13 protein-coding genes and 3 rRNA genes are annotated in these 24,144 nt (G+C 69.6%); 4 read left to right on the forward strand and 12 right to left on the reverse strand.

Annotated features, from left to right (window positions below):
• Positions 1–4: 4 nt before the first annotated feature.
• The 4 genes from ACSMX9_RS02390 to ACSMX9_RS02405 form a co-directional block, all read right to left on the reverse strand.
• On the reverse strand, positions 5–613 hold the full coding sequence (locus ACSMX9_RS02390; protein WP_351248526.1) for a CDP-alcohol phosphatidyltransferase family protein: 609 nt from the start codon (positions 611–613) through the stop codon (positions 5–7).
• A 162-nt stretch (positions 614–775) separates the two neighbouring features.
• Positions 776–892: ribosomal RNA gene (gene rrf, locus ACSMX9_RS02395) — 5S ribosomal RNA — on the reverse strand.
• A 96-nt stretch (positions 893–988) separates the two neighbouring features.
• A 23S ribosomal RNA gene (locus ACSMX9_RS02400) occupies positions 989–4,113 on the reverse strand.
• A 332-nt stretch (positions 4,114–4,445) separates the two neighbouring features.
• A 16S ribosomal RNA gene (locus tag ACSMX9_RS02405) occupies positions 4,446–5,972 on the reverse strand.
• Together the 16S, 23S and 5S rRNA genes form the textbook arrangement of a ribosomal RNA operon.
• Before the next feature lie 576 nt (positions 5,973–6,548).
• Between ACSMX9_RS02405 and ACSMX9_RS02410 the strand changes: the two genes are divergently transcribed.
• Both ACSMX9_RS02410 and ptsP read left to right on the forward strand, forming a co-directional pair.
• Positions 6,549–6,998, forward strand: coding sequence for a PTS sugar transporter subunit IIA (locus ACSMX9_RS02410; RefSeq protein ID WP_445399584.1), 450 nt, complete (start codon positions 6,549–6,551; stop codon positions 6,996–6,998).
• A gap of 89 nt (positions 6,999–7,087) precedes the next feature.
• Positions 7,088–8,758, forward strand: coding sequence for a phosphoenolpyruvate--protein phosphotransferase (gene ptsP, locus ACSMX9_RS02415; protein ID WP_351248163.1), 1,671 nt, complete (start codon positions 7,088–7,090; stop codon positions 8,756–8,758).
• Positions 8,759–8,798: 40 nt separating this feature from the next.
• Here ptsP and ACSMX9_RS02420 read toward each other — a convergent pair whose 3' ends face one another.
• Both ACSMX9_RS02420 and ACSMX9_RS02425 read right to left on the reverse strand, forming a co-directional pair.
• The gene (locus ACSMX9_RS02420; protein ID WP_445399586.1) at positions 8,799–9,695 is read right to left on the reverse strand and encodes a hypothetical protein; all 897 of its coding nucleotides are present in this window, start codon (positions 9,693–9,695) and stop codon (positions 8,799–8,801) included.
• 122 nt (positions 9,696–9,817) lie between these two features.
• Positions 9,818–11,794, reverse strand: a complete 1,977-nt coding sequence (locus tag ACSMX9_RS02425) for an acetoacetate--CoA ligase (protein WP_445399588.1) — start codon at positions 11,792–11,794, stop codon at positions 9,818–9,820.
• Positions 11,795–11,993: 199 nt separating this feature from the next.
• On the opposite strand from ACSMX9_RS02425, the gene ACSMX9_RS02430 reads away from it, so the two are divergent.
• Positions 11,994–14,381 carry a glycoside hydrolase family 31 protein gene (locus ACSMX9_RS02430; RefSeq protein ID WP_445399590.1) on the forward strand — a complete coding sequence of 796 codons (2,388 nt, stop codon included), beginning with the start codon at positions 11,994–11,996 and terminating at the stop codon, positions 14,379–14,381.
• Here the strand turns inward: ACSMX9_RS02430 and ACSMX9_RS02435 are convergent.
• The 6 genes from ACSMX9_RS02435 to ACSMX9_RS02460 all read right to left on the reverse strand — a co-directional run bounded on the left by ACSMX9_RS02435 (position 14,372) and on the right by ACSMX9_RS02460 (position 23,042).
• A complete protein-coding gene (locus tag ACSMX9_RS02435; RefSeq protein ID WP_445399592.1) occupies positions 14,372–14,905 on the reverse strand; it encodes an NUDIX domain-containing protein in 534 nt (177 codons plus the stop codon). The genes ACSMX9_RS02430 and ACSMX9_RS02435 overlap by 10 nt on opposite strands.
• Before the next feature lie 241 nt (positions 14,906–15,146).
• On the reverse strand, positions 15,147–15,752 hold the full coding sequence (locus ACSMX9_RS02440; protein ID WP_445399594.1) for a GTP-binding protein: 606 nt from the start codon (positions 15,750–15,752) through the stop codon (positions 15,147–15,149).
• Positions 15,733–19,422: a hydantoinase B/oxoprolinase family protein gene (locus ACSMX9_RS02445; RefSeq protein ID WP_445399596.1), complete on the reverse strand. Its 3,690-nt coding sequence runs from the start codon at positions 19,420–19,422 to the stop codon at positions 15,733–15,735. Before ACSMX9_RS02445 ends, ACSMX9_RS02440 begins: the two co-directional genes overlap by 20 nt.
• Positions 19,423–19,446: 24 nt before the next feature.
• Positions 19,447–19,842 carry a DUF742 domain-containing protein gene (locus ACSMX9_RS02450; RefSeq protein WP_351248177.1) on the reverse strand — a complete coding sequence of 132 codons (396 nt, stop codon included), beginning with the start codon at positions 19,840–19,842 and terminating at the stop codon, positions 19,447–19,449.
• A 9-nt stretch (positions 19,843–19,851) separates the two neighbouring features.
• On the reverse strand, positions 19,852–20,289 hold the full coding sequence (locus ACSMX9_RS02455) for a roadblock/LC7 domain-containing protein (RefSeq protein ID WP_351248179.1): 438 nt from the start codon (positions 20,287–20,289) through the stop codon (positions 19,852–19,854).
• Positions 20,286–23,042 (reverse strand): sensor histidine kinase, encoded by a 2,757-nt coding sequence (locus ACSMX9_RS02460; protein WP_445399598.1) that lies wholly within the window; start codon positions 23,040–23,042, stop codon positions 20,286–20,288. Before ACSMX9_RS02460 ends, ACSMX9_RS02455 begins: the two co-directional genes overlap by 4 nt.
• Positions 23,043–23,523: 481 nt before the next feature.
• Here ACSMX9_RS02460 and ACSMX9_RS02465 point away from each other — a divergent pair, with 481 nt between their 5' ends.
• Positions 23,524–24,099 carry a hypothetical protein gene (locus ACSMX9_RS02465; protein WP_445399600.1) on the forward strand — a complete coding sequence of 192 codons (576 nt, stop codon included), beginning with the start codon at positions 23,524–23,526 and terminating at the stop codon, positions 24,097–24,099.
• The last annotated feature ends 45 nt before the right edge of the window (positions 24,100–24,144 follow it).

A 24,144-nucleotide genomic window follows, 5' to 3' on the forward strand; every position in this document is an offset into this window, starting at 1 on the left:
GGGCTCAGCCGGCCATGGCGTCCGCCCGTACCAGACGGCGGACCTGCACCACGTAAAGGACTCCTGCCCACCAGTACAGGGTTGTACCCCACCCGGCGAACGCCCATCCGAAAATGGCGGCGAGTGACGCGATCCAACCGCTGCCGTCACTGAGGAGGAGCAACGGGAACGCGTACATCAGGTTGAAGGTGGCCGCCTTGCCGAGGAAGTTCACCTGCGGCGGCGGATATCCGTGTCGGCGCAGGATGCCGACCATCACCAACAGCACGAGTTCACGTGCCAACAGCACGGCGGTCAACCAGAGCGGCAGGATGTCACGCCAGGTGAGGCCGACCAGGGTGGACAGGATGTAGAGCCGGTCGGCCGCGGGGTCGAGCAGCCGACCGAGGCTACTGACCTGGTTCCAGCGCCGGGCGAGCTTCCCGTCCAGATAGTCACTGATACCGCTCAGGGCCAGCACGAGCAACGCCCAGCCGTCGCTCTGGGGGCCGCCGAACTCCGGTCGGAGGATCAGCCACAGGAAGAGCGGCACACCCGCGAGGCGGGCCATGCTGAGGATGTTGGGGATGGTGAGGACCCGGTTCGTTTGGACGCGGGTCTCCTGGACCTCCATCCGGGGGCCTCCTGTGGGAAACGAATCGACGATACGCCCTGACCCTACCGCCCGACGGACAAAGCCCCGCACTGAGGGCATGGGCCTTCCCCCAGGAAACGCAAAAAAGTCGTGTGTCCCAGGAGGAAACCCTCCTGGGACACACGACTCGTATCAAAATTAGTTCGGCGGCGTCCTACTCTCCCACAGGGTCCCCCCTGCAGTACCATCGGCGCTGAAAGGCTTAGCTTCCGGGTTCGGAATGTAACCGGGCGTTTCCCTCACGCTATAACCACCGAAACACTACGAAACACACACCAGACACACACCCACCAACAGCGGGATACGTGTTGGAAGTTCGTGGTTTCAGAACCAACACAGTGGACGCGAGCAACTGAGGACAAGCCCTCGGCCTATTAGTACCAGTCAACTCCACCGGTCACCCGGCTTCCATATCTGGCCTATCAACCCAGTCGTCTACTGGGAGCCTTACCCCATCAAGTGGGTGGGAGCCCTCATCTCGAAGCAGGCTTCCCGCTTAGATGCTTTCAGCGGTTATCCCTCCCGAACGTAGCCAACCAGCCATGCCCTTGGCAGAACAACTGGCACACCAGAGGTTCGTCCGTCCCGGTCCTCTCGTACTAGGGACAGCCCTTCTCAAGACTCCTACGCGCGCAGCGGATAGGGACCGAACTGTCTCACGACGTTCTAAACCCAGCTCGCGTACCGCTTTAATGGGCGAACAGCCCAACCCTTGGGACCGACTCCAGCCCCAGGATGCGACGAGCCGACATCGAGGTGCCAAACCATCCCGTCGATATGGACTCTTGGGGAAGATCAGCCTGTTATCCCCGGGGTACCTTTTATCCGTTGAGCGACGGCGCTTCCACAAGCCACCGCCGGATCACTAGTCCCGACTTTCGTCCCTGCTCGACCCGTCGGTCTCACAGTCAAGCTCCCTTGTGCACTTACACTCAACACCTGATTACCAACCAGGCTGAGGGAACCTTTGGGCGCCTCCGTTACTCTTTAGGAGGCAACCGCCCCAGTTAAACTACCCATCAGACACTGTCCCTGATCCGGATCACGGACCCAGGTTAGACATCCAGCACGACCAGAGTGGTATTTCAACAACGACTCCACAACCACTGGCGTGGCCGCTTCACAGTCTCCCACCTATCCTACACAAGCCGAACCGAACACCAATATCAAACTGTAGTAAAGGTCCCGGGGTCTTTCCGTCCTGCTGCGCGAAACGAGCATCTTTACTCGTAGTGCAATTTCACCGGGCCTATGGTTGAGACAGTCGAGAAGTCGTTACGCCATTCGTGCAGGTCGGAACTTACCCGACAAGGAATTTCGCTACCTTAGGATGGTTATAGTTACCACCGCCGTTTACTGGCGCTTAAGTTCTCAGCTTCGCCACACCGAAATGCAGCTAACCGGTCCCCTTAACGTTCCAGCACCGGGCAGGCGTCAGTCCGTATACATCGCCTTACGGCTTCGCACGGACCTGTGTTTTTAGTAAACAGTCGCTTCTCGCTGGTCTCTGCGGCCACCCCCAGCTCAAGGCGCAAAGCCCATCACCAGGAATGGCCCCCCTTCTCCCGAAGTTACGGGGGCATTTTGCCGAGTTCCTTAACCATAGTTCACCCGAACGCCTCGGTATTCTCTACCTGACCACCTGAGTCGGTTTAGGGTACGGGCCGCCATAAAACTCGCTAGAGGCTTTTCTCGACAGCATAGGATCATCCACTTCACCACAATCGGCTCGGCATCAGGTCTCAGACTATTGCCAGGCGGATTTACCTACCTGACGTCCTACACCCTTACCCCGGGACAACCACCGCCCGGGATGGACTACCTTCCTGCGTCACCCCATCACTCACCTACTACAAGTCCGGGTCACCGGCTCCACCACTTTCCATTCCCCGAAGGGTCCGGAACGGCTTCACGGGCTTAGCATCGCCTGATTCAATGTTTGACGCTCTACAGCGGGTACCGGAATATCAACCGGTTATCCATCGACTACGCCTGTCGGCCTCGCCTTAGGTCCCGACTTACCCTGGGCAGATCAGCTTGACCCAGGAACCCTTAGTCAATCGGCGCACACGTTTCCCACGTGTGTATCGCTACTCATGCCTGCATTCTCACTCGTGAACCGTCCACCACTACCTTCCAGTGCAGCTTCACCCGGCACACGACGCTCCCCTACCCATCACAGTCCCCGTTAGGAGTACATACTGCAATGACACGACTTCGGCGGTACGCTTGAGCCCCGCTACATTGTCGGCGCGGAATCACTAGACCAGTGAGCTATTACGCACTCTTTCAAGGGTGGCTGCTTCTAAGCCAACCTCCTGGTTGTCTCTGCGACTCCACATCCTTTCCCACTTAGCGTACGCTTAGGGGCCTTAGTCGATGCTCTGGGCTGTTTCCCTCTCGACCATGGAGCTTATCCCCCACAGTCTCACTGCCGCGCTCTCACTTACCGGCATTCGGAGTTTGGCTAAGGTCAGTAACCCGGTAGGGCCCATCGCCTATCCAGTGCTCTACCTCCGGCAAGAAACACACGACGCTGCACCTAAATGCATTTCGGGGAGAACCAGCTATCACGGAGTTTGATTGGCCTTTCACCCCTAACCACAGGTCATCCCCCAGGTTTTCAACCCTGGTGGGTTCGGTCCTCCACGACCTCTTACAGCCGCTTCAACCTGCCCATGGCTAGATCACTCCGCTTCGGGTCTTGGGCATGCTACTCAAACGCCCTATTCGGACTCGCTTTCGCTACGGCTTCCCCACACGGGTTAACCTCGCAACACACCGCAAACTCGCAGGCTCATTCTTCAAAAGGCACGCAGTCACGAGACACCAACACAAGTGCTGGCATCCGACGCTCCCACGGCTTGTAGGCACACGGTTTCAGGTACTATTTCACTCCCCTCCCGGGGTACTTTTCACCATTCCCTCACGGTACTATCCGCTATCGGTCACCAGGGAATATTTAGGCTTAGCGGGTGGTCCCGCCAGATTCACACGGGATTTCTCGGGCCCCGTGCTACTTGGGAAATGCACAAGCAAGTCGCTGACGTTTCGACTACGGGGGTCTTACCCTCTACGCCGGGCCTTTCGCATGCCCTTCGCCTACATCAACGATTTCTGACTCACCGACCAGCCGGCAGACTGATCAAGCACACTCCCACAACCCCCCAGACGCAACCCCTGCCGGGTCTCACACGCCTAAGGTTTAGCCTCATCCAGTTTCGCTCGCCACTACTCCCGGAATCACGGTTGTTTTCTCTTCCTGCGGGTACTGAGATGTTTCACTTCCCCGCGTTCCCTCCACATGCCCTATGTGTTCAGGCAAGGGTGACAGCCCATGACGACTGCCGGGTTTCCCCATTCGGAAACCCCCGGATCAAAGCCTGGTTGACGACTCCCCGGGGACTATCGTGGCCTCCCACGTCCTTCATCGGTTCCTGGTGCCAAGGCATCCACCGTGCGCCCTTAAAAACTTGGCCACAGATGCTCGCGTCCACTGTGCAGTTCTCAAACAACGACCAACCACCCGTCACAACCCACCAAACAGGCAGACCTTTACCGGGGCCGGCATACCGAAGACCCAACCGCAAAACGGCCGTGCCCTCAGACACCCAACAGCGCGCCCAACCCAGCCCCACCCGAAGACCAACTTTCCACACCCCCAACAGGGCAGTACTCACAGCCTCCGACCCAGAACCAGATCGAATAGTCAACGTTCCACCCATGAGCAACCAGCATCGAACACTCGCCGATGTACTGGCCTCTGACCACCCATCCCCCGAAGAGAACAGGCAGTAAGAACGCTCCTTAGAAAGGAGGTGATCCAGCCGCACCTTCCGGTACGGCTACCTTGTTACGACTTCGTCCCAATCGCCAGTCCCACCTTCGACAGCTCCCTCCCACAAGGGGTTGGGCCACCGGCTTCGGGTGTTACCGACTTTCGTGACGTGACGGGCGGTGTGTACAAGGCCCGGGAACGTATTCACCGCAGCAATGCTGATCTGCGATTACTAGCGACTCCGACTTCATGGGGTCGAGTTGCAGACCCCAATCCGAACTGAGACCGGCTTTTTGAGATTCGCTCCACCTCACGGTATCGCAGCTCATTGTACCGGCCATTGTAGCACGTGTGCAGCCCAAGACATAAGGGGCATGATGACTTGACGTCGTCCCCACCTTCCTCCGAGTTGACCCCGGCGGTCTCCCGTGAGTCCCCAGCACCACAAGGGCCTGCTGGCAACACGGGACAAGGGTTGCGCTCGTTGCGGGACTTAACCCAACATCTCACGACACGAGCTGACGACAGCCATGCACCACCTGTACACCGACCACAAGGGGGGCACCATCTCTGATGCTTTCCGGCGTATGTCAAGCCTTGGTAAGGTTCTTCGCGTTGCGTCGAATTAAGCCACATGCTCCGCCGCTTGTGCGGGCCCCCGTCAATTCCTTTGAGTTTTAGCCTTGCGGCCGTACTCCCCAGGCGGGGCACTTAATGCGTTAGCTGCGGCACGGACAACGTGGAATGTTGCCCACACCTAGTGCCCACCGTTTACGGCGTGGACTACCAGGGTATCTAATCCTGTTCGCTCCCCACGCTTTCGCTCCTCAGCGTCAGTATCGGCCCAGAGATCCGCCTTCGCCACCGGTGTTCCTCCTGATATCTGCGCATTTCACCGCTACACCAGGAATTCCGATCTCCCCTACCGAACTCTAGCCTGCCCGTATCGACTGCAGACCCGGGGTTAAGCCCCGGGCTTTCACAACCGACGCGACAAGCCGCCTACGAGCTCTTTACGCCCAATAATTCCGGACAACGCTCGCGCCCTACGTATTACCGCGGCTGCTGGCACGTAGTTAGCCGGCGCTTCTTCTGCAGGTACCGTCACTCTCGCTTCTTCCCTGCTGAAAGAGGTTTACAACCCGAAGGCCGTCATCCCTCACGCGGCGTCGCTGCATCAGGCTTTCGCCCATTGTGCAATATTCCCCACTGCTGCCTCCCGTAGGAGTCTGGGCCGTGTCTCAGTCCCAGTGTGGCCGGTCGCCCTCTCAGGCCGGCTACCCGTCGTCGCCTTGGTGAGCCATTACCTCACCAACAAGCTGATAGGCCGCGGGCTCATCCTGCACCGCCGGAGCTTTCCACCCACCCCCATGCGAGGGCGGGTCATATCCGGTATTAGACCCCGTTTCCAGGGCTTGTCCCAGAGTGCAGGGCAGATCACCCACGTGTTACTCACCCGTTCGCCACTAATCCCCGGCCGAAACCGGTTCATCGTTCGACTTGCATGTGTTAAGCACGCCGCCAGCGTTCGTCCTGAGCCAGGATCAAACTCTCCGTGAATGTGTACCCGTAATCGGGTCACACACACGAGAGCGGAACAACACCCAGGAGGAATAGTCCCGAATGCGTTCACAGCGTCCTCGCTGTGTGTATTTCAAAGGAACCTCATCACCAGACCATGACGGTCACAGTGACGGGGTATCAACATATCTGGCGTTGACTTTTGGCACGCTGTTGAGTTCTCAAGGAACGGACGCTTCCTTCGTACTCACCCCCACCATCCGGTGCAGGCTTTCCTCCGGGCACTTCCCTTCGGTGTTTCCGACTCTATCAGACCGTTTACCCGCTTCTTGACCGTCATTTCGCAGGCATGCGAAACAGGGGACTCTCAGCGAGAATTCAACCTCATAGGAGCTGCCCGACATTCGACGCTGTGCGCGTCACTCGCGGGCAGGTCTACGACTGTACAGGGGGCTTGACAGCAGGGGCAAATCGAGGGGGTGGGGCTCGACTCCACCGACCGGCTCCCTCGACTCAGAACTCGGACATTTCATGATCTACCCTGCTGAACAGTGCGTCGTCCCGGGACGAGCAGGGGCCGGCGCCATCGGAGTCCAGACCCCGGGAGGCTTGCCCATGACCAGCGTGACATCGCCCGTGGCCGGTCGTGCCATCGGATTGACCGCAGTGCCGGACCCCGTCTTCTCCGGTGCCATGGTCGGCCCGGGCACCGCAGTCGATCCGGAGCGGGGACCGGCCGAAGCTGTCTCCCCCGTGTCCGGAGTGATCGTCTCGCTCCATCCGCACGCCTTCGTCGTGGTCGACGACGAGGGGCACGGGGTGCTCACCCACCTGGGGATCGACACGGTGCAGCTCAACGGTCAGGGATTCGAGCTGATGGTGCACAAGGGCGACGCCGTTCAACGCGGACAGGCCGTCGTGCGGTGGAACCCGACCGAGGTGGAGGAGGCGGGCAAGTCCCCCATCTGTCCCGTGGTGGCCCTGGAGGCCACGGGGGACGCCTTGTCGTCCGTCGTCGAGAGTGGTGACGTGAAGGTCGGTGACACGCTCTTCGACTGGCGGTAGCACGGCCGGCCGGAGCGGGATCCGCGGTCGGACGACGGTCTGGGCAATCCCTGCGACGCGGTTCGTCGCAGCTACTCGGAGACGGTGACATGGAGACAACGCTGCGAGGCGTCGGCGTGAGCCACGGAGTGGCGATCGGCGAAGTACGGCACATGGGCACGGCGGTGCTCGAACCACCCGCGAAGCAGATCCCGCCCCAGGACGCGGAGCGCGAGCAGGGACGGGCCCGGCAAGCGGTCGACGCGGTCGCCGCCGACCTCAACGCACGCGGCAACCTCGCGGGCGGCGAGGCCCAGGCGGTGCTCGAAGCGCAGGCCCTCATGGCCCAGGACCCCGAGCTGATCGTCGACGTCGAACGGCGGATCGCGGTGGGGAGCACCGCGGAACGCGCGGTGTACGACGCCTTCGCCTCCTACCGGGCGCTGCTGGCCGGGGCGGGCGAGTACCTCGCCGGCCGGGTCGCCGACCTCGACGACGTGCGCAACCGCATCGTCGCCCGGTTGTTGGGGGTCCCCATGCCAGGGGTGCCCGACAGCGACGAGCCCTATGTGCTGCTCGCACGGGACCTGGCTCCGGCCGACACCGCACTGCTCGACCCGGCGCTGGTGCTCGGCTTCGTCACCGAGGAGGGCGGACCGACGAGCCACAGCGCGATCCTGGCCCGGGCCCTGGGCGTGCCGGCGGTGGTCGCCCTGCCGGGCGCCACCGAGTTGGCCGAGGGCACGGTGGTGGCCGTGGACGGCAGCACCGGTGAGGTCTTCGTGGACCCGAGCGCGCAGAAGCGGGCCGCGCTGGCCGAGGCGGCGGAGGAGCGCAAGGCGGCACTGGCCGCGTCGCGGGGGCCGGGGGCGACCTCCGACGGGCACAAGGTTCCGTTGTTGGCCAATGTGGGCGGGCCGGCGGACGTGGCGGCGGCGGTGGCGGCGGGCGCCGAGGGGGTCGGGCTGTTCCGGACGGAGTTCCTGTTCCTGGACGACAGCGCGACGGCTCCCTCCGAGGAGAAGCAGGTGGCGGCGTACCGACAGGTCCTGGAGGCGTTTCCGGAGGGGCGGGTGGTGGTGCGGGTGCTGGACGCCGGGGCGGACAAGCCGCTCGACTTCCTGACCCCCGCGGACGAGCCCAATCCGGCGCTCGGGGTCAGGGGGCTGCGGGCGCTGCTGGACCATCCCGAGGTGTTGCGCACCCAGCTGACGGCGTTGGCGAAGGCCGCCGAGGGGCTGCCGGTGTACCTGGAGGTGATGGCGCCGATGGTGGCCGACCGCGCGGACGCCGAGGCCTTCGCGAACGCCTGTCGTGCGGCGGGGCTGCGGGCGAAGTTCGGTGCCATGGTGGAGATCCCCTCGGCGGCGCTACGGGCACGCTCGATCCTCCAGGAGGTCGAGTTCCTGTCGTTGGGGACCAATGACCTGGCGCAGTACGCCTTCGCCGCCGATCGGCAGGTGGGCGCCGTCTCCCGGTTGCAGGACCCGTGGCAGCCGGCACTGCTCGACCTGGTCGCCCTGTCGGCGGAGGCGGCGAAGGCGGAGGGGAAGAGTTGCGGGGTGTGCGGGGAGGCGGCGGCCGATCCGCTGTTGGCGTGCGTGTTGGCGGGGCTGGGCGTCACCTCCCTGTCGATGGGGGCCGCGTCGATCGCGTACGTGCGGACGGCGTTGGCGAAGTACACCCTGGCCCAGTGCGAGCGGGCCGCCGCCGCCGCCCGGGCCGCGGACACGGCCCGGGACGCGCGGGCGGCGGCGCAGGCCGTCCTGTCCGGGGAGTAGCCGTGCCCGCGCCGCGCTGCCGGCGCGCCCCGGTCGGTGGTCAGTGGCGGTGGGGTCCTTCCGGCCGGGGGGCGATGCCCTCGACCTCCGGGGGTGCGCAGTAGTCGACGTCGGGTTCCGGGGCGATGAGCTCCCCGGAGAGCGCGTCGGTGCAGTAGGCGTCGAAGACCTCGGCGGCGGTCAGCGGGACCAGGCCGTCGCCGTGCAGGCGCCAGCCCCGGACGCGGTCGTGGCGGTCTGGGGCGGTGGTCCGCATGACGAGTCCGCCGGGGTCTCCGGTGGTGATGCCCGCGGCGAGGACGGTGGCGAGTTCTACCGCGGCGGAGTCGTCGACCTCGGTGATGCCGGTGGCGTCGCTGCGGGCGCGGAAGACGCCGAGCAGGGGTCCGTCGGGGGCGGTGACGCTGCCGACCAGGTGGTGGGCGCCGGGCGGGGCGGCGCGCAGGATGCGGCGCAGCAGGTCGAAGGCGCGGGCGAAGGCGGCGCGGCCGAGGTCCTCGCCGCAGGAGGCGCACTCCCCCGCCCGGTCGAGCAGTTGGGTGGCGTGCTCCCAGGTGGCGCGGCGGGCTGCTTCGTCGAGGAGGTCGGGGAGCAGTTCGGCGAGGGGGCGGCCGTCGTAGGGGACGGTGGGACCGCTCGCGGCGAGTTCGGCGGTGAAGCGGGTGCGGGAGGCGCGGGTGTCGGGGTCGATGCCGGTGCGGGCGCAGTAGGCGGCGTACTGCTCGGGGTCGAAGAGGGCGAGGCTGGTGTGCCGGCCCTGGTCGTCGAGGTCGCGCAGGAGCGCTTCGGTGTGGCGGAGGTAGGCGGGGTGGTCGTCGAAGGCGAAGCTGCGGTAGCGCCGCATGGTCGCGAAGTCGGCTTCGTCGACCAGGAGGCCGATGGTGCCGGCGATCTCGCGGTGGAGTCGTTCGGTGAGGGTCGGGCGGACGGGTTCCATGGGTTCCCCCTGTTGCACGGTCGATCTATGCTCACTCACCGTAACCGGGGCCACTGACATCGGTGGTCGGGAGGGCGGTGCCGGCCGTCGGGGCGGAGGTGACGGCCGGCGTGCTGCGGGGCTCAGGCCCGTTGTCGGGCCAGGTCGACGTAGAAGTCGAGGAGGTCGGTCCGGTCGACGGAGCCGGGGTTGACGGCGCGGTCCAGGGGGGTGCCCTGGAGCAGCCGCTTGACGGGGACCTCCAGGCGCTTGCCGGTGAGGGTGTGGGGGACGGCCGGCACGTCGATGATCTCGTCGGGCACGTGGCGGGGGGAGAGGTGCTCCCGGAGGGCGCGCCGGATGCGGGTGCGCAGCGCTTCGTCGAGGGTGATCCCGGGGGCGAGGTGGACGAAGAGCGGCATCCAGTAGTCGCCGTCCGGGCGTTCGACGCCGACGACGAGGGATTCCCGGATCTCGGGGAGCCGTTCGACGACCTCGTAGATGTCGGCGGAGCCCATGCGCACGCCCTGGCGGTTGAGGGTGGAGTCGGAACGACCGTGGATGACGACGGAGCCGCGGGAGGTGAGGGTGATCCAGTCGCCGTGTCGCCACACGCCGGGATAGGTGTCGAAGTAGCTGTCGTGGTAGCGGTGGCCGTCGGGGTCGTTCCAGAAGCGGACGGGCATGGAGGGCATGGGGCGGGTGACGACGAGTTCGCCGACCTCGTCGATCAGGGGTCGGCCCCGGGGGTCCCACGCCTGGAGGTCGGTGCCGAGTCCGGGGGCCTGGAGTTCGCCGATGTGGACGGGGAGGGTGGGCACGGCGCCCGCGAAGCAGGAGCAGACGTCGGTGCCGCCGCTGACGGAGGCGATCCACAGGCCGCCGTCCCGGCCGGCGAACTCGTCGTGCAGCCAGCGGAAGCCGTCCGGGGGCAGGGGCGAGCCGGTGGTGGCGACGCAGCGGACGCGGCCGAGGTCGTGGTCAGCGGCGGGGTGGAGGCCGGCCTTGCGGCAGGCCATCACGTAGGCGGCGGAGGTGCCGAGGAAGGTGGCGCCGGTCCGGTCCGCGATCCGCCACTGGGCGCCGGTGTCGGGGTGGCCGGGGCTGCCGTCGTAGAGGACGACCGTGGTGCCGGTGAGCAGGCCGGAGACGAGGAAGTTCCACATCATCCAGCCGGTGGAGGTGTACCAGAAGAACCGGTCGTCGGGACCGAGGTCGCAGTGCAGGCCGAGTTGTTTGAGGTGCTCCAGGAGGATGCCGCCCTGGGACTGGACGAGGGCCTTGGGCAGTCCGGTGGTGCCGGAGGAGTAGAGCACCCACAGGGGGTGGTCGAAGGGCACCGCGGTGTACTCGGGGGTGCGGTCCGCGGCGGTCAGCGTCGACCAGTCCAGGGTGCCCTCGGGGGCGGGGGTGTCGAGCAGCGGCACGTGGACGACGGCGCGCAGGGTGGGGAGGTGGGCGCGCAGTTCGGCGACGGTGTCGGTGCGGTCGTGTTCCTTGCCGCCGTACCGGTAGCCGTCGGCGGCGATGAGGACGACGGGTTCGACCTGGTGGAAGCGGTCGAGGACGCTGCGGGCTCCGAAGTCGGGGGCGCTGGCCGTCCAGACGGCGCCGACGGCGGCGGTGGCGAGGAGGGCCACCACGGCGTGCGGGACGTTGGGCAGGTAGCCGCTGACGCGGTCGCCCGGGCGGACGCCGAGGTCGCGCAGGGCGGTGGACAGGGCGCCGACCTGGCGACGGAGTTCGCGCCAGGTGACGGGGACCGGGCCGTGGGTCTCGTCGACGTGGAGGAGGGCGGGTTCGTCGGGCCGTTCGTCGGCGGCCCGCAGGGCGTGTTCGGCATAGTTGAGGGTGGCTCCGGGGAACCATTGGGCGCCGGGCATGGCGCGGTCGCCGAGCACACGGGTGGCGGGCGTCGTGAAGCGGACGTCGAACCATTCGGCGATTGCCAGCCAAAAACTGTCCAGTTCTTCGACGGACCAACGGTGCAGAGCGGGATATCCGCCGGCGGCGGGAGCGCCGTGGTGGGCCGCTGCCCACGCCTGGAAACGGGTGATCCGGGCACCGTCGACGGTCTGCCGGTCGGGCTGCCAGAGGGGCGGAGTGGGCGCTGGGCACATGGCGGGGGCTCCCCTGCTGTTGCTGGTCGTGGGGCGTCGGCGGACACGGGGTGGTGTGCCCGGGACGACTGCCTGGGACGATGCCACGGGTGGGCGCCGGGCACCAGGGAAGGGCGCGCCGGTGCGGGTTCGGAGCTCCGAGTGAACGATTGGTTGAACGCGGCACCGAGTGTGGGGAGGCGGTGGCAGGGTGATCGTCATGGATGGTCGCGGCCTGGGGCGTTCGGTGAGGGCGGTCGGTTCGATGACCCCGGTGTGGGGGATTCGTACCGTGTGCACGGCGGTGCGCAGACGGCGGGCGGATGCGGCCGGGCTGCCGCCGCGGGGTGCGGAGCGGGCCCGGGTGCCGGGTGTGGTGGCGGAGGTGGTCCCGGGGCCGGGCGGGGGCAGCATCCGGTTCGCCCGGTCGCGGTTGCGGGTTCTGGTGACGGTGACGGGGGCGGTGTTCTGGGGGTGGGACGGGGCCGGCCCCGAGCCGTCGTACGCCCTGGCGGGGGCGGTGCCGGAGCCGGATGCCCGGGCGGCGCTGGAGCCGGACATGGACGGCGGGTGGCGGGTGGTGTCGGAGCGGGTCACCCTCGTGGTGTCCCGGCTGGGGGGCGTGCGGGTGTGCACGCCGGGCGGGGTGGTGCTGCGGGAGGTGGCGCCGCCGCGCTGGTGGGAGCCGGTGGACGGGGGCGCGGCCCGGTGGATGGAGCGGGCGGAGGTGGCGGCGGACGCCCGGTTCTTCGGGTTGGGCGGGCGGTCGGCGGGGCCTCGGCTCCCGGACGGCACGTACCGGATGTGGAACACCGGGCCTCGGAAGGCGTTCGGGCCCGGCGACGATCCGCTCTCGCTCACGATGCCGGTGCAGTTGGTGGTCGCGGACGCGGGGACGCACCTCGTCTTCCACGACACGACGTGGGACGGCTCGGTGACGCTCCAGGAGGGCGAGGAGGGGCTGGGGTCGGGGCACGACCGTCCGGGCACGGTGGAGTGGCGCTCGGACGGGGGGCCGCTGCGGTGCTGGGTGGTGGTGGGCTCGCCGGCGCGGGTGTTGCACACCTGGGTGTCGTTGACGGGCGCGCCGGCGGTGCCGCCGACGTGGGCGTTGGGGCACCACCACGCCCGGCAGGGGTTCGGGAGCGCCGCGGAGGTGCGGCGGGTGGTGGCCGGGTACCGGAAGCGGGGGGTGCCGCTGGACGCGGTGCACCTGGGCGCCGACCACCTGGACGGGCACCGGGTCTTCACCGCCGACCCGCGGCGCTACCCGGACCTGCCGGGGCTGGCCGGGGAGTTGGCGCGGGACGGGGTGCGGTTGGTGTCGGTGGTGGGTCCGGCGGTGAAGGCGGAGCGGGGGAACGCCGTGTTCGAGTCGGGGCGCGAGGCCCGGGCGTTCGTGCGGGAGGGGGGCGGGCGGAAGGCGGTGGGCACGTCGAAGGCGGGGGCGTCGGTGTACCCGGACTTCACCGATCCGGGGGCGCGTGCGTGGTGGGGCGGGTGGTACGGGGAGCGGTTGGCCCAGGGGTTCGCCGGGTTCTGGCACGACCTGGACGAGCCGGTGTCGTTCACCGCGTTCGGGGAGCGGACCCTGCCGCGGTCGGCGCGGCACTCCCTGGAGGGGCGGGGCGGTGACCACCGGGAGGCCCACAACGTGTACGCGCTGGGCATGGCGCGGGCGGGGTACGAGGGGGTGCGCCGGGCGCGGCCCGCGGAGCGGCCGTTCGTGTTCTCGCGGTCGGGCTGGGTGGGGCTCCAGCGGTACGGGGGCGCCTGGTCGGGCGGGGTGGTGACGGGGTGGCCGGGGTTGCGGGCCTCGTTGGCGTGGGTGTTGGGCCTCGGGTTGTGCGGGGTGCCGTACTCGGGGCCGGACGTGGGGGGCGGGACGGACGGTCCGTCGGCGGAGCTGTACGTGCGGTGGTTCCAGTTGGGCGCGTACCTGCCGCTGTTCCGCACGCACGCGGCGCTGCGGGCGGCGCGGCGGGAACCGTGGGCGTTCGGCGAGGAGGCGTTGGGGCACGCACGGGCCGCGGCCGTGGAGCGGCGGCGGCTGGTGCCGTACTTCGGGACGTTGGCGCGGGTGGCGGCGCGGACCGGGGCGCCGTACGTGCGCCCGTTGTGGTGGGGGGCTCCGGAGGACCGCAAGCTGCGGGACTGCGGGGACGCGTTCCTGTTGGGGGACGCGTTGTTGGTGGCACCGGTATTGGACCCGGGGGTGGTGGAGCGGGAGGTGCAGTTGCCGGAGGGCACCTGGTACGACGTGGTGAGCGGGAAGAGGTTCACGGGGCCGGGGCGGGTGCGGGTGGCGGCGCCGCTGTCGCGAATTCCGGTGCTGGCCCGGGCGGGGGCGGTGGTGCCGGTGCGGGGCGAGGGGGACGAGCGGGAGTTGGAGGTGTGGCCTCCCGTGCCCGGGAGCGCGGGAGGCGGGCTCGTGGTGACGGACGCCGGTGACGGATGGGAGTCGGACGTCGTGGAGCGGTTCACGACCCGTCTGCGGGGTGGCCGGGTGGTCGTGCGGCGTCACGGGGGCGGCCCGGTGGGGTATCCAGTGCGGGTGCGCGAGGTGGACCCCCCGCCCTCCCGTGGCGCGGTGGTCGGTCAGGCGTAGCGGCCCTCGAACCAGGCCCCGGCCGCGATGGTGTGCAGGGGGAAGGCGAGTTCGGTGGGACGGCGCAGGAGTTGCCAGCCCTCGGTCTCGTCGGTGGGTGTCGAGGCCGGGAGTTCGGCGGCGGGGCGTTCGGGCAGGACGCCGAAGAGGACCAGGTAGCCGTCGAGCGAGCTGAGGACGTCGGCGAGGCGGACGTCCCGGGCTGCGGCGTCGATCCCGGTCTCCTCCTTGAGCTCGCGCACCAAGGCGTGTCGCCAGTCCTCGTGGTGGTCGACGAACCCGCCGGGCAGGGCTATGCCGCCGCGTGCGGGCTCCACGGTGCGGGTGATGACGACCAGGGCGGTGCCCTGCTCGTCGTAGACGGGCTGGAGGGCCACCGCCACGGGCAGGGGGTTGCTGTAGGCCGTGGTGCCGCAGGCGAGGCACTTCCGGGGCCATCCGGACAGTTCGGCATGGGCGGCGCCGCAGCTCGAACAGTGGGAATCCCGTGCGGGGTTGGCGGTGTGGGCTTGCGATTCGGACACCCGCGGACTGTATCGGATGTGCGGGTGTTCCGGCCCGGAGTCGACGTACCGGAGGGCCTGCCCTGTTCAGTGGCGGTGCGCGGGTGGGGAAGGGCGACGGGGGTGGCCGGGACCACCCCCGTCGGTCCCGGCCACCCCGTCGATAGGTCTTGACGCAGCGGGCGCCCGCACGGTTCTCCGCGGCGGGTGACTTTTCGGCCGGTGGGGCCGGGCCGGGGTGGCGGTGCCGCGGCCCGTTCCGTCAGGTGGTGACGGGCTGGCGGGCCATCTCGCCGACGGCCAGGGCGTGTTCGACGACCTCGATGAGCACTTCCTTGGCCGATCCCCGTTCCCGTGCGTCGCAGAGGACGACCGGGACCCCGGAATCCAGGTCCAGGGCCTGGCGTACCGTTTCGGCAGGGTAGCGGTCGGCGCCGTCGAAGCAGTTGACGCCCACCACGAAGGGGATGTTGCGGCGCTCGAAGTAGTCGACGGCGGCGAAGCAGTCCTCCAGCCGACGGGTGTCCGCGAGGACGACCGCGCCGAGCGAGCCGGTGGCCAACTCGTCCCACAGGAACCAGAACCGGTCCTGTCCCGGGGTGCCGAAGAGGTAGAGCACCAGGTCCTCGCGCAGGGTGATGCGGCCGAAGTCCATCGCCACGGTGGTGGTGTTCTTGCCCTCGACGCCCTGGGTGTCGTCGACCGGGCGGCCCGCCTCGCTGAGGGTCTCCTCGGTGCGCAGCGGCTTGATCTCGCTCACCGCGCCGACCAGGGTCGTCTTGCCCACCCCGAAACCACCCGCCACCAGGATCTTCAAGGTGACGGGTTCTATGGGGGCCTTGCCGCGCTCAGTACGGCCCAGGATCATCGGTTCCTTCTCCTGCCTCGGTGGAATTGCGCATCGGTGGACCATATCCGCCGCCGCCCGGCGTCTCGACGACGAGGACGTCCCCGGGACGCACCCGGGTCGAGTCGCTGCCCTCCAGGTGCAGGACGGTACCGTCCCGACGCTCGATGCGGGCGGCCCCGAGGTCCCCCGGGGCGCCGCCGGCCAGGCCGTAGGGCGGGACCCTGCGGTGTCCGCAGAGGGTGGAGACGGTCATGGGCTCGCGGAAGAGGATGCGGCGCACGGCCCCGTCCCCGCCGTGCCACCGGCCGGTGCCGCCGCTGCCGGGGCGGATCGCGAACTCCTCCAGCAGGACGGGCAGTCGCCCTTCCAGGACCTCGGGGTCGGTGAGTCGCGAGTTGGTCATGTGGGTCTGCACCACGGAGGCCCCGTGGAAGCCCTCGCCGGCGCCGGAACCGGAGGCGACCGTCTCGTAGTACTGGTGGCGCTCGTTGCCGAAGGTGATGTTGTTCATGGTGCCGGAGCCCTCGGCCTGGACCCGCAGCGCCGCGTACAGGGCGCCGACGAGGGCCTGCGAGGTCTCGACGTTGCCCGCGACGACGGCGGCCGGGGGTCGCGGGGCGAGCAGCGAACCGGGCGGGACGACCAGGTGGAGGGGGCGCAGACTGCCGTCGTTGAGGGGGATGTCGGCGGCGACCAGGGTGCGGAACACGTAGAGGACGGCGGCGACGACGACCGCGGAGGGGGCGTTGAAGTTGGTGGCCAGTTGGGGCGAGGAGCCGGTGAAGTCGATGGTCGCGGCGCGTCGTTCGCGGTCCACGGCGACGCGTACCCGGATCAGTGCGCCCGAGTCGGTCTCGTAGGCGTGGGTGCCGTCCCGCAGGGTGTCGACGACCCGCCGCACGGACTCCTCGGCGTTGTCCTGGACGTGTCGCATGTACGCCTGGACGACGTCGAGCCCGAACTCGTCGATCATGCGGCGGACTTCGTCCACGCCCTTCTGGTTGGCGGCGATCTGGGCGCGCAGGTCGGCGAGGTTGGTCTCGGGGGCGCGGGAGGGGTGGGGGGCGTCGGTGAGCAGCCGTCGGGTCGGGCCCTCGCGGAAGCGGCCGTCCTCGGTGAGCAGCCAGTTGTCGAAGAGGACGCCCTCCTCGTCGAGGGTGCGGCTGTCGGCGGGCATCGAGCCGGGGGCGGTGCCGCCGATCTCGGCGTGGTGGCCGCGTGAGGCGACGTGGAACAGCGGGGTGGCGCGGTCCGTCGGGTCGGTGGGGCGGGCGAAGACGGGGGTGATGACGGTGACGTCCGGGAGGTGGGTGCCGCCGTGGTAGGGGTCGTTGACGGCGTAGGTCTCGCCGGGACGCATGGTGGCCCCGCGCCGGCGGATGACCTCCTTGACGCTGGTGCCCATGGAGCCCAGGTGGACCGGGATGTGGGGGGCGTTGGCGACGAGGTTGCCCTCGGGGTCGAAGAGGGCGCAGGAGAAGTCCAGGCGCTCCTTGATGTTGACGGACTGCGCGGTGGACTCCAGCCGGGCACCCATCTGTTCGGCGACGGACATGAACAGGTTGTTGAAGACCTCCAGCAGCACCGGGTCGGCCTCGGTGCCGGTGCGGCTCCCCCGGGGCGGGGCGGTGCGTTCGAGGAGCAGGTGTCCCTCGGGGGCCGCGGTGGCCCGCCATCCCTCGTCGACGACGGTGGTGGCGCCGTCCTCGGTGATGAGGGCGGGCCCGGTGAGGGGCTGCTCCGGCGTCAGCCGGGCCCGGTCGTGCAGCGGCACCCGCTGCCAGGAGCCCCCGGTGTGCAGGGCCGCCGTGCCGGGGGGTTCGGCGGACGGGGGCGGCCCGCTCGAGGCGGCTGGCTCCGGGGGTGCGTCGGTGCGGCCGAGGGCCTCGACGGAGACGGATTCGACCACGACCGGCCGGTCGAGGGCGAAGGAGTACACGGCCCGGTGACGCTCGGCGAAGGCCCGGGCCATGGGCTCGGGGGCGCCGAGTTCGACGGGGAGGGTGGTGTCGGTGCCGTCGTAGCGCAGGTGGGCGCGGCGGGTGACGTCGATGCGGGCGTCGGGGACGCCCTGGGCGCGCAGTTCCTCGCGGGCGGTGGCTTCCAGTTCGTCGGCGGCGGCCAGCACCCGGGGCAGTGCGGCGGGTTCCAGCGGGGCCTCGACGGACCGTTCCCGTAGGGCGGCGAGGTCGGCGAGGCCGATGCCGAGCGCGGACAGGACGCCCGCCATCGGGGGGACCAGGACGGTGCGGATGCCGAGGGAGTCGGCGACCTTGCAGGCGTGCTGGCCGCCTGCGCCGCCGAAGGTGGTGAGGGCGTAGCGGGTGACGTCGTGGCCCTGTTGGACCGAGATCCGGGTGATGGCGTTGGCGATGTTGGCGACCGCGATCCGCAGGTATCCCTCGGCGACCTGTTCCGGGGTGCGCTCGTCGCCGGTGCGCCGGGTGATCTCGGCGGCGAGGGCCGCGAAGCGTTCTCGGACCTCGTCCTCGTCCAGGGGCCGGTCGTGGTCGGGGCCGAAGGTGCGGGGGAAGCGCGACGCCTGGATGCGGCCGAGCATCAGGTTGGCGTCGGTGACGGTGAGCGGTCCCCCGGCCCGGTAGCAGGCGGGGCCGGGGTCGGCGCCGGCGGAGTCGGGGCCCACCCGGTAGCGGCTGCCGTCGAAGTGCAGGACGGACCCGCCGCCCGCGGCGACGGTGTGGATGGCGAGCATCGGTGCCCGCAGCCGGATCCCGGCGACGGTGTGGGTGAGGACGCGTTCGTAGGCGCCCGCGTAGTGCGAGACGTCGGTGGAGGTGCCGCCCATGTCGAAGCCGATCACGCGGTCGAAGCCGGCGCGCCGGGAGGTGTGGACCATGCCGACGATGCCGCCGGCCGGGCCGGACAGGACGGCGTCCTTGCCGCGGAACCGCCCGGCGTCGGTCAGACCGCCGTTGGACTGCATGAACTGCAGGCGGCCCGCGGGCACGTCCAGGGCAGCGTCGAGGTGGTGGACGTAGCGGTGCAGCACGGGCGAGAGGTAGGCGTCGGCGACGGTGGTGTCGCCCCGGGGGACGAGCTTCACCAACGGGCTGACCTCGCTGGACAGGGAGACCTGCCGGAAGCCCAGACGGGTGGCGAGTGCACCGACGCGCCGTTCGTGCTCCGGGTGCAGGTGGCTGTGGAGCAGGACGACGGCGACGGCCCGCAGGCCCTCGTCCAGGGCGGCCCGCAGCGGGCCTTCGAGGGCGTCCAGGTCGGGCTGGCGCAGCACCTCGCCCTGGGCGGTGACCCGCTCGTCGACCTCGACGACCCGGTCGTACAGCGGGGCCGGCAGCACGATCTCCCGGTCGAAGATCCGGGGCCGGTTCTGGTAGCCGATGCGCAGGGCGTCCCCGAAGCCCCGGGTGGTGACCAGGAGGGTGCGCTCGCCGGTGCGTTCCAGGAGGGCGTTGGTGGCGACCGTGGTGCCCATGCGGACGGCCGCGACCTCCGTCCCGTCGCCGGGGTGTTCGGCCAGCAGGAGCCGGATGCCCTCGACTGCGGCGTCGGGGGCGTCCGGCACGGGCTCGGGTCCCGGGGCCGCCCCCGGGTCGCGCGGGGGGCGCGCCGACAGCAGTTTGCGGGTGACCAGGCGCCCGTCGGGTCGCCGGGCGACGACGTCGGTGAAGGTGCCGCCGCGGTCGACCCAGAACTGCCAGCCCGTCACGTCGTCCTCCCGCTGCCGCGCTGTTCAGAGGGCCCGCAGGCCGTTGATCACGTCGCGCAGGATACTCGCGTCGGGGAGTTCGGCGGGCGGTACGGGGCGTGTCACGTGGACGAGTTCGTCGTCCACGAGGTCTCCGATCAGGACCCGCACCACGCCGATCGGCAGGTCCAGCTCGGCGGCGAGTTCGGCCACGGACTGGGGCGTGTCCCGGCACAGCTCGACGATGTCAACGTGCTCGGGGGAAAGGGTGTGATCGGCCTCCGGGTCGGCTACGTGCGGTTCGGTGACGACCACCGCGATCAGATCGAGGCGGTGCTGGGTGGCGCTGGTGGTACGGCCCCGGGTCATCGCGTACGGACGGACCACGGGGCCGGCATCGTCATCGAACCAGTGGGGGGGTCCCTGACTCTCTGCGCTCATGCAGTCCCACTACCCGCCCGCGGACAGATCGGTGCGCGGAGCGGACCCCAGATGCACGCCGACGCGCTTGACGAGCAGGGTCATCTCGTAGGCGACCTGCCCCACGTCGGAGTCCGCGTCGGACAGGACGGCCAGGCAGCTGCCGTCGCCGGCGGCGGTGACGAAGAGGAACGCCTCGTCGAGTTCCACGATGGTCTGCCGGACGCCGCCGGCGTCGAAGTGGCGTCCGACGCCCTTGGCCAGGCTGTGGAAGCCGGAGGCGACGGCGGCGAGGTGTTCGCTGTCCTCCCGGGTGAGGCCCTGCGACACGCCGGTCGGCAGGCCGTCACTGGACAGGACGAGCGCCTTGCGGATGCTGGCGACGCGCTGGACCAGCTCGTCGAGCAGCCAGTTGAGATCGCTGTTCCCCCCGAACGCGGTGTGGCCGTTGGCGTGTGGTGCGGTCATCGACCGTCCCCTTCAGATGTCGTTCCGTGTGCTGTGCCGCCCCGGGCGGTGTCGCCCTCGGCGTTCTCCTCGCGACCGCGGGCCCACCCTCGTTGGAGCGAGGCCATGCGGCTACGTACTTGCTCGGCGTCCCGCTCCGTGAGCACCGGACGGACGCGTTCGCTGCGTCGGTCCGGGCCGTCCTTGAGCTGCGGCGCGAGATGGGTCTGGCGGACCCGGCGCGGAAGGGCGCCGGTCGGGGGTGCCGCCGGGGCGGGTCCGTCCGGTGCGGGGCGACGGCGGTCCGGGCCGCTGCGGTCGCGCCGGGACGGGTCACCGGTGGGTTGGATGCTGCGGACGGCGTCGTCGGTGCCGGGTGCGGCCGTGGTGGCCTCCGGGAAGCGGCGACGGCGCGGGAGGTCCGGCGGGGCCGGTGCGGGCTCGGCCGGACGCGGGGTGCGGTCGCCGACCGGGCGGCCGTGCGAGCTGACCAGCTTGGGGGCGCGCCGGCGGGGCAGACCGGCCGGGCCGGTGGGGTGCTCGTCCGGTGACTCCGCGCGGTCCGCGCCGGACGGGCTCGGGCCGGTGGGCTCGGGCTCGCGGGCGGGGCGCTGCTCCCTGGGCAGGGCGGTGACCGCGCGGCGCGGTCCGCCCAGCGGGGCGCGGTCCCCGGTGTCGGAGGGGAGGCGCCCGGTGAAGACCTCGATGTCGTCGGCCGAGCCGACCGGGGCGGCGACCTCCGCGGGGCCTTCGAGGAGCGAGGCGGGCAGCCCGGGCAGGGTGCCGGAGCCCCGTGCCGGGGTGGTCGCCCGGATGCCCGGTCGGGCTTCGGCCAGGAGCCGGCCGGCCGGTACGCCCACGCCCTCGGTGTCGCCCTCCGGGCCGGCGTCGGTGAGGAGGTTCTCGGGGAGCAGGACGACGGCGGTGGTGCCGCCGTACGGCGACGCCTGGAGCGAGATGCGCACGCCCTGGCGCCGGGCGAGGCGGCTGACGACGAAGAGACCGAGGCGGTCGGTGTCGGAGAGTTCGAACTCGGGGGTCTCGGCGAGCCTCAGGTTGGCGTCGACCAGTGCTTCGGGCGTCATGCCGAGGCCCCGGTCGTGGATCTCCAGGGCGAAGCCGTTGGCCACGTACTCGCCGTTCACCTGGACGGTGGTGTGCGGCGGGGAGTAGACGGTGGCGTTCTCCAGGAGTTCGGCGACGAGGTGGGTGACGTCGGCGACGGCCGGGCCGGTGACGGCGATCCGGGGCAGCCGACGGATCTCGATCCGCTCGTAGTCCTCGACCTCGCCGACGGACGCCCGGACCACGTCCATGAGTTGGACGGGCTTGCGCCACTGCCGGGAGGGCGCGGCGCCGGAGAGGATGACCAGGCCCTCCGCGTGACGACGCATGCGGGTGGTCAGGTGGTCGATGCGGAAGAGGTCGGCGAGTTCCTCGGTGTCCTCGGTGCGGCGTTCCATGGCGTCCAGCAGGGTCAGCTGCTTGTGCAGGAGGACCTGGCTGCGGCGGGCGAGGTTGACGAAGACCTCGGAGACCCCGTGGCGCAGTTCGGCCTGCTTGACCGCGGCCTCGACGGCGGCCCGGTGGAGGGTGTTCAGGGCGAGCCCGACCTGGCCGATCTCGTCCTTGCCGTGGTCGCGACGGGGCACTTCGGTGGTGACGTCGACCCGCTCCCCCGCGGCCAGTCGCCGCATGATGCTGGGCAGCCGTACCCCGGACGCCTCGTGGGCCTCCAGGCGCAGCAGCCGCAGGTCGCGGATGAGGCTGCGGCCCACGCGCACCGAGAGGAACACCGAGAACAGCAGGGCGACCAGGCCGAGCACACCGGCGATGACGGCGCGGGAGATGACTCCCACGGCGATGGGGTGGACCCGGTCCTGGTAGCGGTCGTTGGCGGCGGCGTTGCGCTCGGCGAGTTCGTCGAGGACGAACTCGCTGGTCTCGTTCCACCCGGCGGCGGTGAGGGAGGCGGGCCGGCCGGGGCCGGCGGCGCCCACCGATTCCTCGGCGACCCGGAGGGCGTTGACGTCGGAGCTGTTCCAGAAGCTCTGGTAGCGCTCGCGTTCGGACGCCGGGAGCAGCGTCAGGTTGACCTCGTACAGCAGCTGGCGCTGGGCGACCAGGTCGGAGATGTCGCGGATCTCGTGCCGGGTCAGGTTGCGGGTGACCAGGGCGGAGCCGAGGAGGGCGTCCTGGCGGGAGAGGAGTTCGCGGGCCCTGGCGATGCCGACGAGGGCGCGGCCCTGCTTGTCCATCTCGGGGTCGTCGAGGCCGTGGACGGTCATGACCAGCGCGTAGGCCGGATCGATCAGCCGGTTGAACAGGTCCAGGGCGGTGGTCCTGCTGATGGTGCCCTCGCGCACCGCGTGCCGCAGGGAGTCGACGCCGTCGAGGGCTTCGAGCAGGTGGGCGAGGCGACCGCGGGACTCCTCGTCGAGGTCGTCGGCGACCCCGGAACCGCGGGTGTTCTCACGGACCTTCGCGACGAGCGCGTCGGTGCGCGCGGCGACCCGGTGCAGATCGGACAGGGCGGCGGTGGACCGGCGGTCGGCGAGGTAGACGAGGGACTGCCGGCGCTCCTCCTGGACCGCCTGGATCATGTCCTCGATCGGGTAGCCGATCTTGTCGACCACTTCGGCGACGGTCAGCAGACGGGCCGCCTCGCGGCTGGTGATGATGGTGGAGAAACCCCACAGCGCGGTCAACGAGACGAGCGGCACCAGCAGCAACGCCACGATCTTCCGGCGGATCGACTTCCCGCGAAAGCGCATGGCCTCCCCATACATCGAACCCCCGCCGAGGGGGTAAACAGGCGCGTCAATAAACGGCGTGAGCCTACTACTGACGTGGGAAGTTCTCGAAGACGTGTCCGGATGTCGCTGCACCCGGGACGGGGCGGGACATCAGCAGTTGTCCCTCTATGATGGGAGATCGTCTCCCCCGTCGTTCGACCCGGAAGTGGTCGCGAACCACTCGACCAGCACGATCAGTTGGCCGAAATCATATGGTTCATGGGAATCTTCCGGGGTGTTCGTTCGTCTTTCGTACGGCAGTTGAGTACGGGGCGGACCCCGACGAGGGCAAGCGAGCACGGACGGGGACGGGCGGGGGCGCCGCCGGTCACCGTGGGATCACACATCGGCCTCATGCCGTCACCGGGCGGTATGAAGCGGAGCACGACGGGCACCACACGGGTGTCGATGACTACGGCACCCGCGGTTCGGCCCGTGGATGGTGGGGAGTGACGAGGTCATGAAGACGGCAGAGCGACGGACGGCGGCCGGGCGGGGCGTCCCGGCGGGCCGTACGGCCGCGACGGACACGGCCCGGGAGAAGACCGCCCCGGCAGGCGGTTCGGCCACCCGACCGGGTGGCCGGGAGCCGCGGAAGGACGGAGGGCACGTCACGGAGCCGAGGAACGAGGGTGCGGCGTTCCGTCAGAGGTCGCTGTGGGTGGAGGAACCCGCGTCCCGCTACCGCATGGCGGACCCGGTGCGGACGGCGGCGGTGCGCGCCGTGCTGATCGTGTCGGTCACCCTGATCCAGGCGATGGTCGCGTTCTTCTGCACGCTCGCCGAGTCCTGGCTCGCCTTCCCCATGGTGCTCAGCAGCGTGCTCAGCACGGTGGTCGCCACCTGGAGCGTGCTGGACGTCTGGGTCACCCGTCAGGTCTGGAAGCAGCGCCACGGGGTGGTGTCCACCCCCAGCAGCACCGCACGGGCCCTGCGCCGTGAACGCCGCCGGGCCCACCGTCAGCAACGGCGCGCGGAGCGGGAGCGGGCCCGCCAGGAGCGCCGCGGTGCCCGGGAGGGCTTCTCCCGCTCCTGAGTCCGGGGCCGCCTGCCCGGGCGGGGCCGTGCCGTCGGCGCGGCC

The organism is Streptomyces sp. LE64 (assembly GCF_052606915.1).

What these genes read in the sequence shown, in the direction of transcription:
- ACSMX9_RS02390 (WP_351248526.1), bottom strand. Translation starts at nt 613, where the DNA reads ATGGAGGTCCAGGAGACCCGCGTCCAAACGAACCGGGTCCTCACCATC.
- ACSMX9_RS02410 (WP_445399584.1), top strand. Translation starts at nt 6,549, where the DNA reads ATGACCAGCGTGACATCGCCCGTGGCCGGTCGTGCCATCGGATTGACC.
- ptsP (WP_351248163.1), top strand. Translation starts at nt 7,088, where the DNA reads ATGGAGACAACGCTGCGAGGCGTCGGCGTGAGCCACGGAGTGGCGATC.
- ACSMX9_RS02420 (WP_445399586.1), bottom strand. Translation starts at nt 9,695, where the DNA reads ATGGAACCCGTCCGCCCGACCCTCACCGAACGACTCCACCGCGAGATC.
- ACSMX9_RS02425 (WP_445399588.1), bottom strand. Translation starts at nt 11,794, where the DNA reads ATGTGCCCAGCGCCCACTCCGCCCCTCTGGCAGCCCGACCGGCAGACC.
- ACSMX9_RS02430 (WP_445399590.1), top strand. Translation starts at nt 11,994, where the DNA reads ATGGATGGTCGCGGCCTGGGGCGTTCGGTGAGGGCGGTCGGTTCGATG.
- ACSMX9_RS02440 (WP_445399594.1), bottom strand. Translation starts at nt 15,752, where the DNA reads ATGATCCTGGGCCGTACTGAGCGCGGCAAGGCCCCCATAGAACCCGTC.
- ACSMX9_RS02450 (WP_351248177.1), bottom strand. Translation starts at nt 19,842, where the DNA reads ATGAGCGCAGAGAGTCAGGGACCCCCCCACTGGTTCGATGACGATGCC.
- ACSMX9_RS02455 (WP_351248179.1), bottom strand. Translation starts at nt 20,289, where the DNA reads ATGACCGCACCACACGCCAACGGCCACACCGCGTTCGGGGGGAACAGC.
- ACSMX9_RS02460 (WP_445399598.1), bottom strand. Translation starts at nt 23,042, where the DNA reads ATGCGCTTTCGCGGGAAGTCGATCCGCCGGAAGATCGTGGCGTTGCTG.
- ACSMX9_RS02465 (WP_445399600.1), top strand. Translation starts at nt 23,524, where the DNA reads ATGAAGACGGCAGAGCGACGGACGGCGGCCGGGCGGGGCGTCCCGGCG.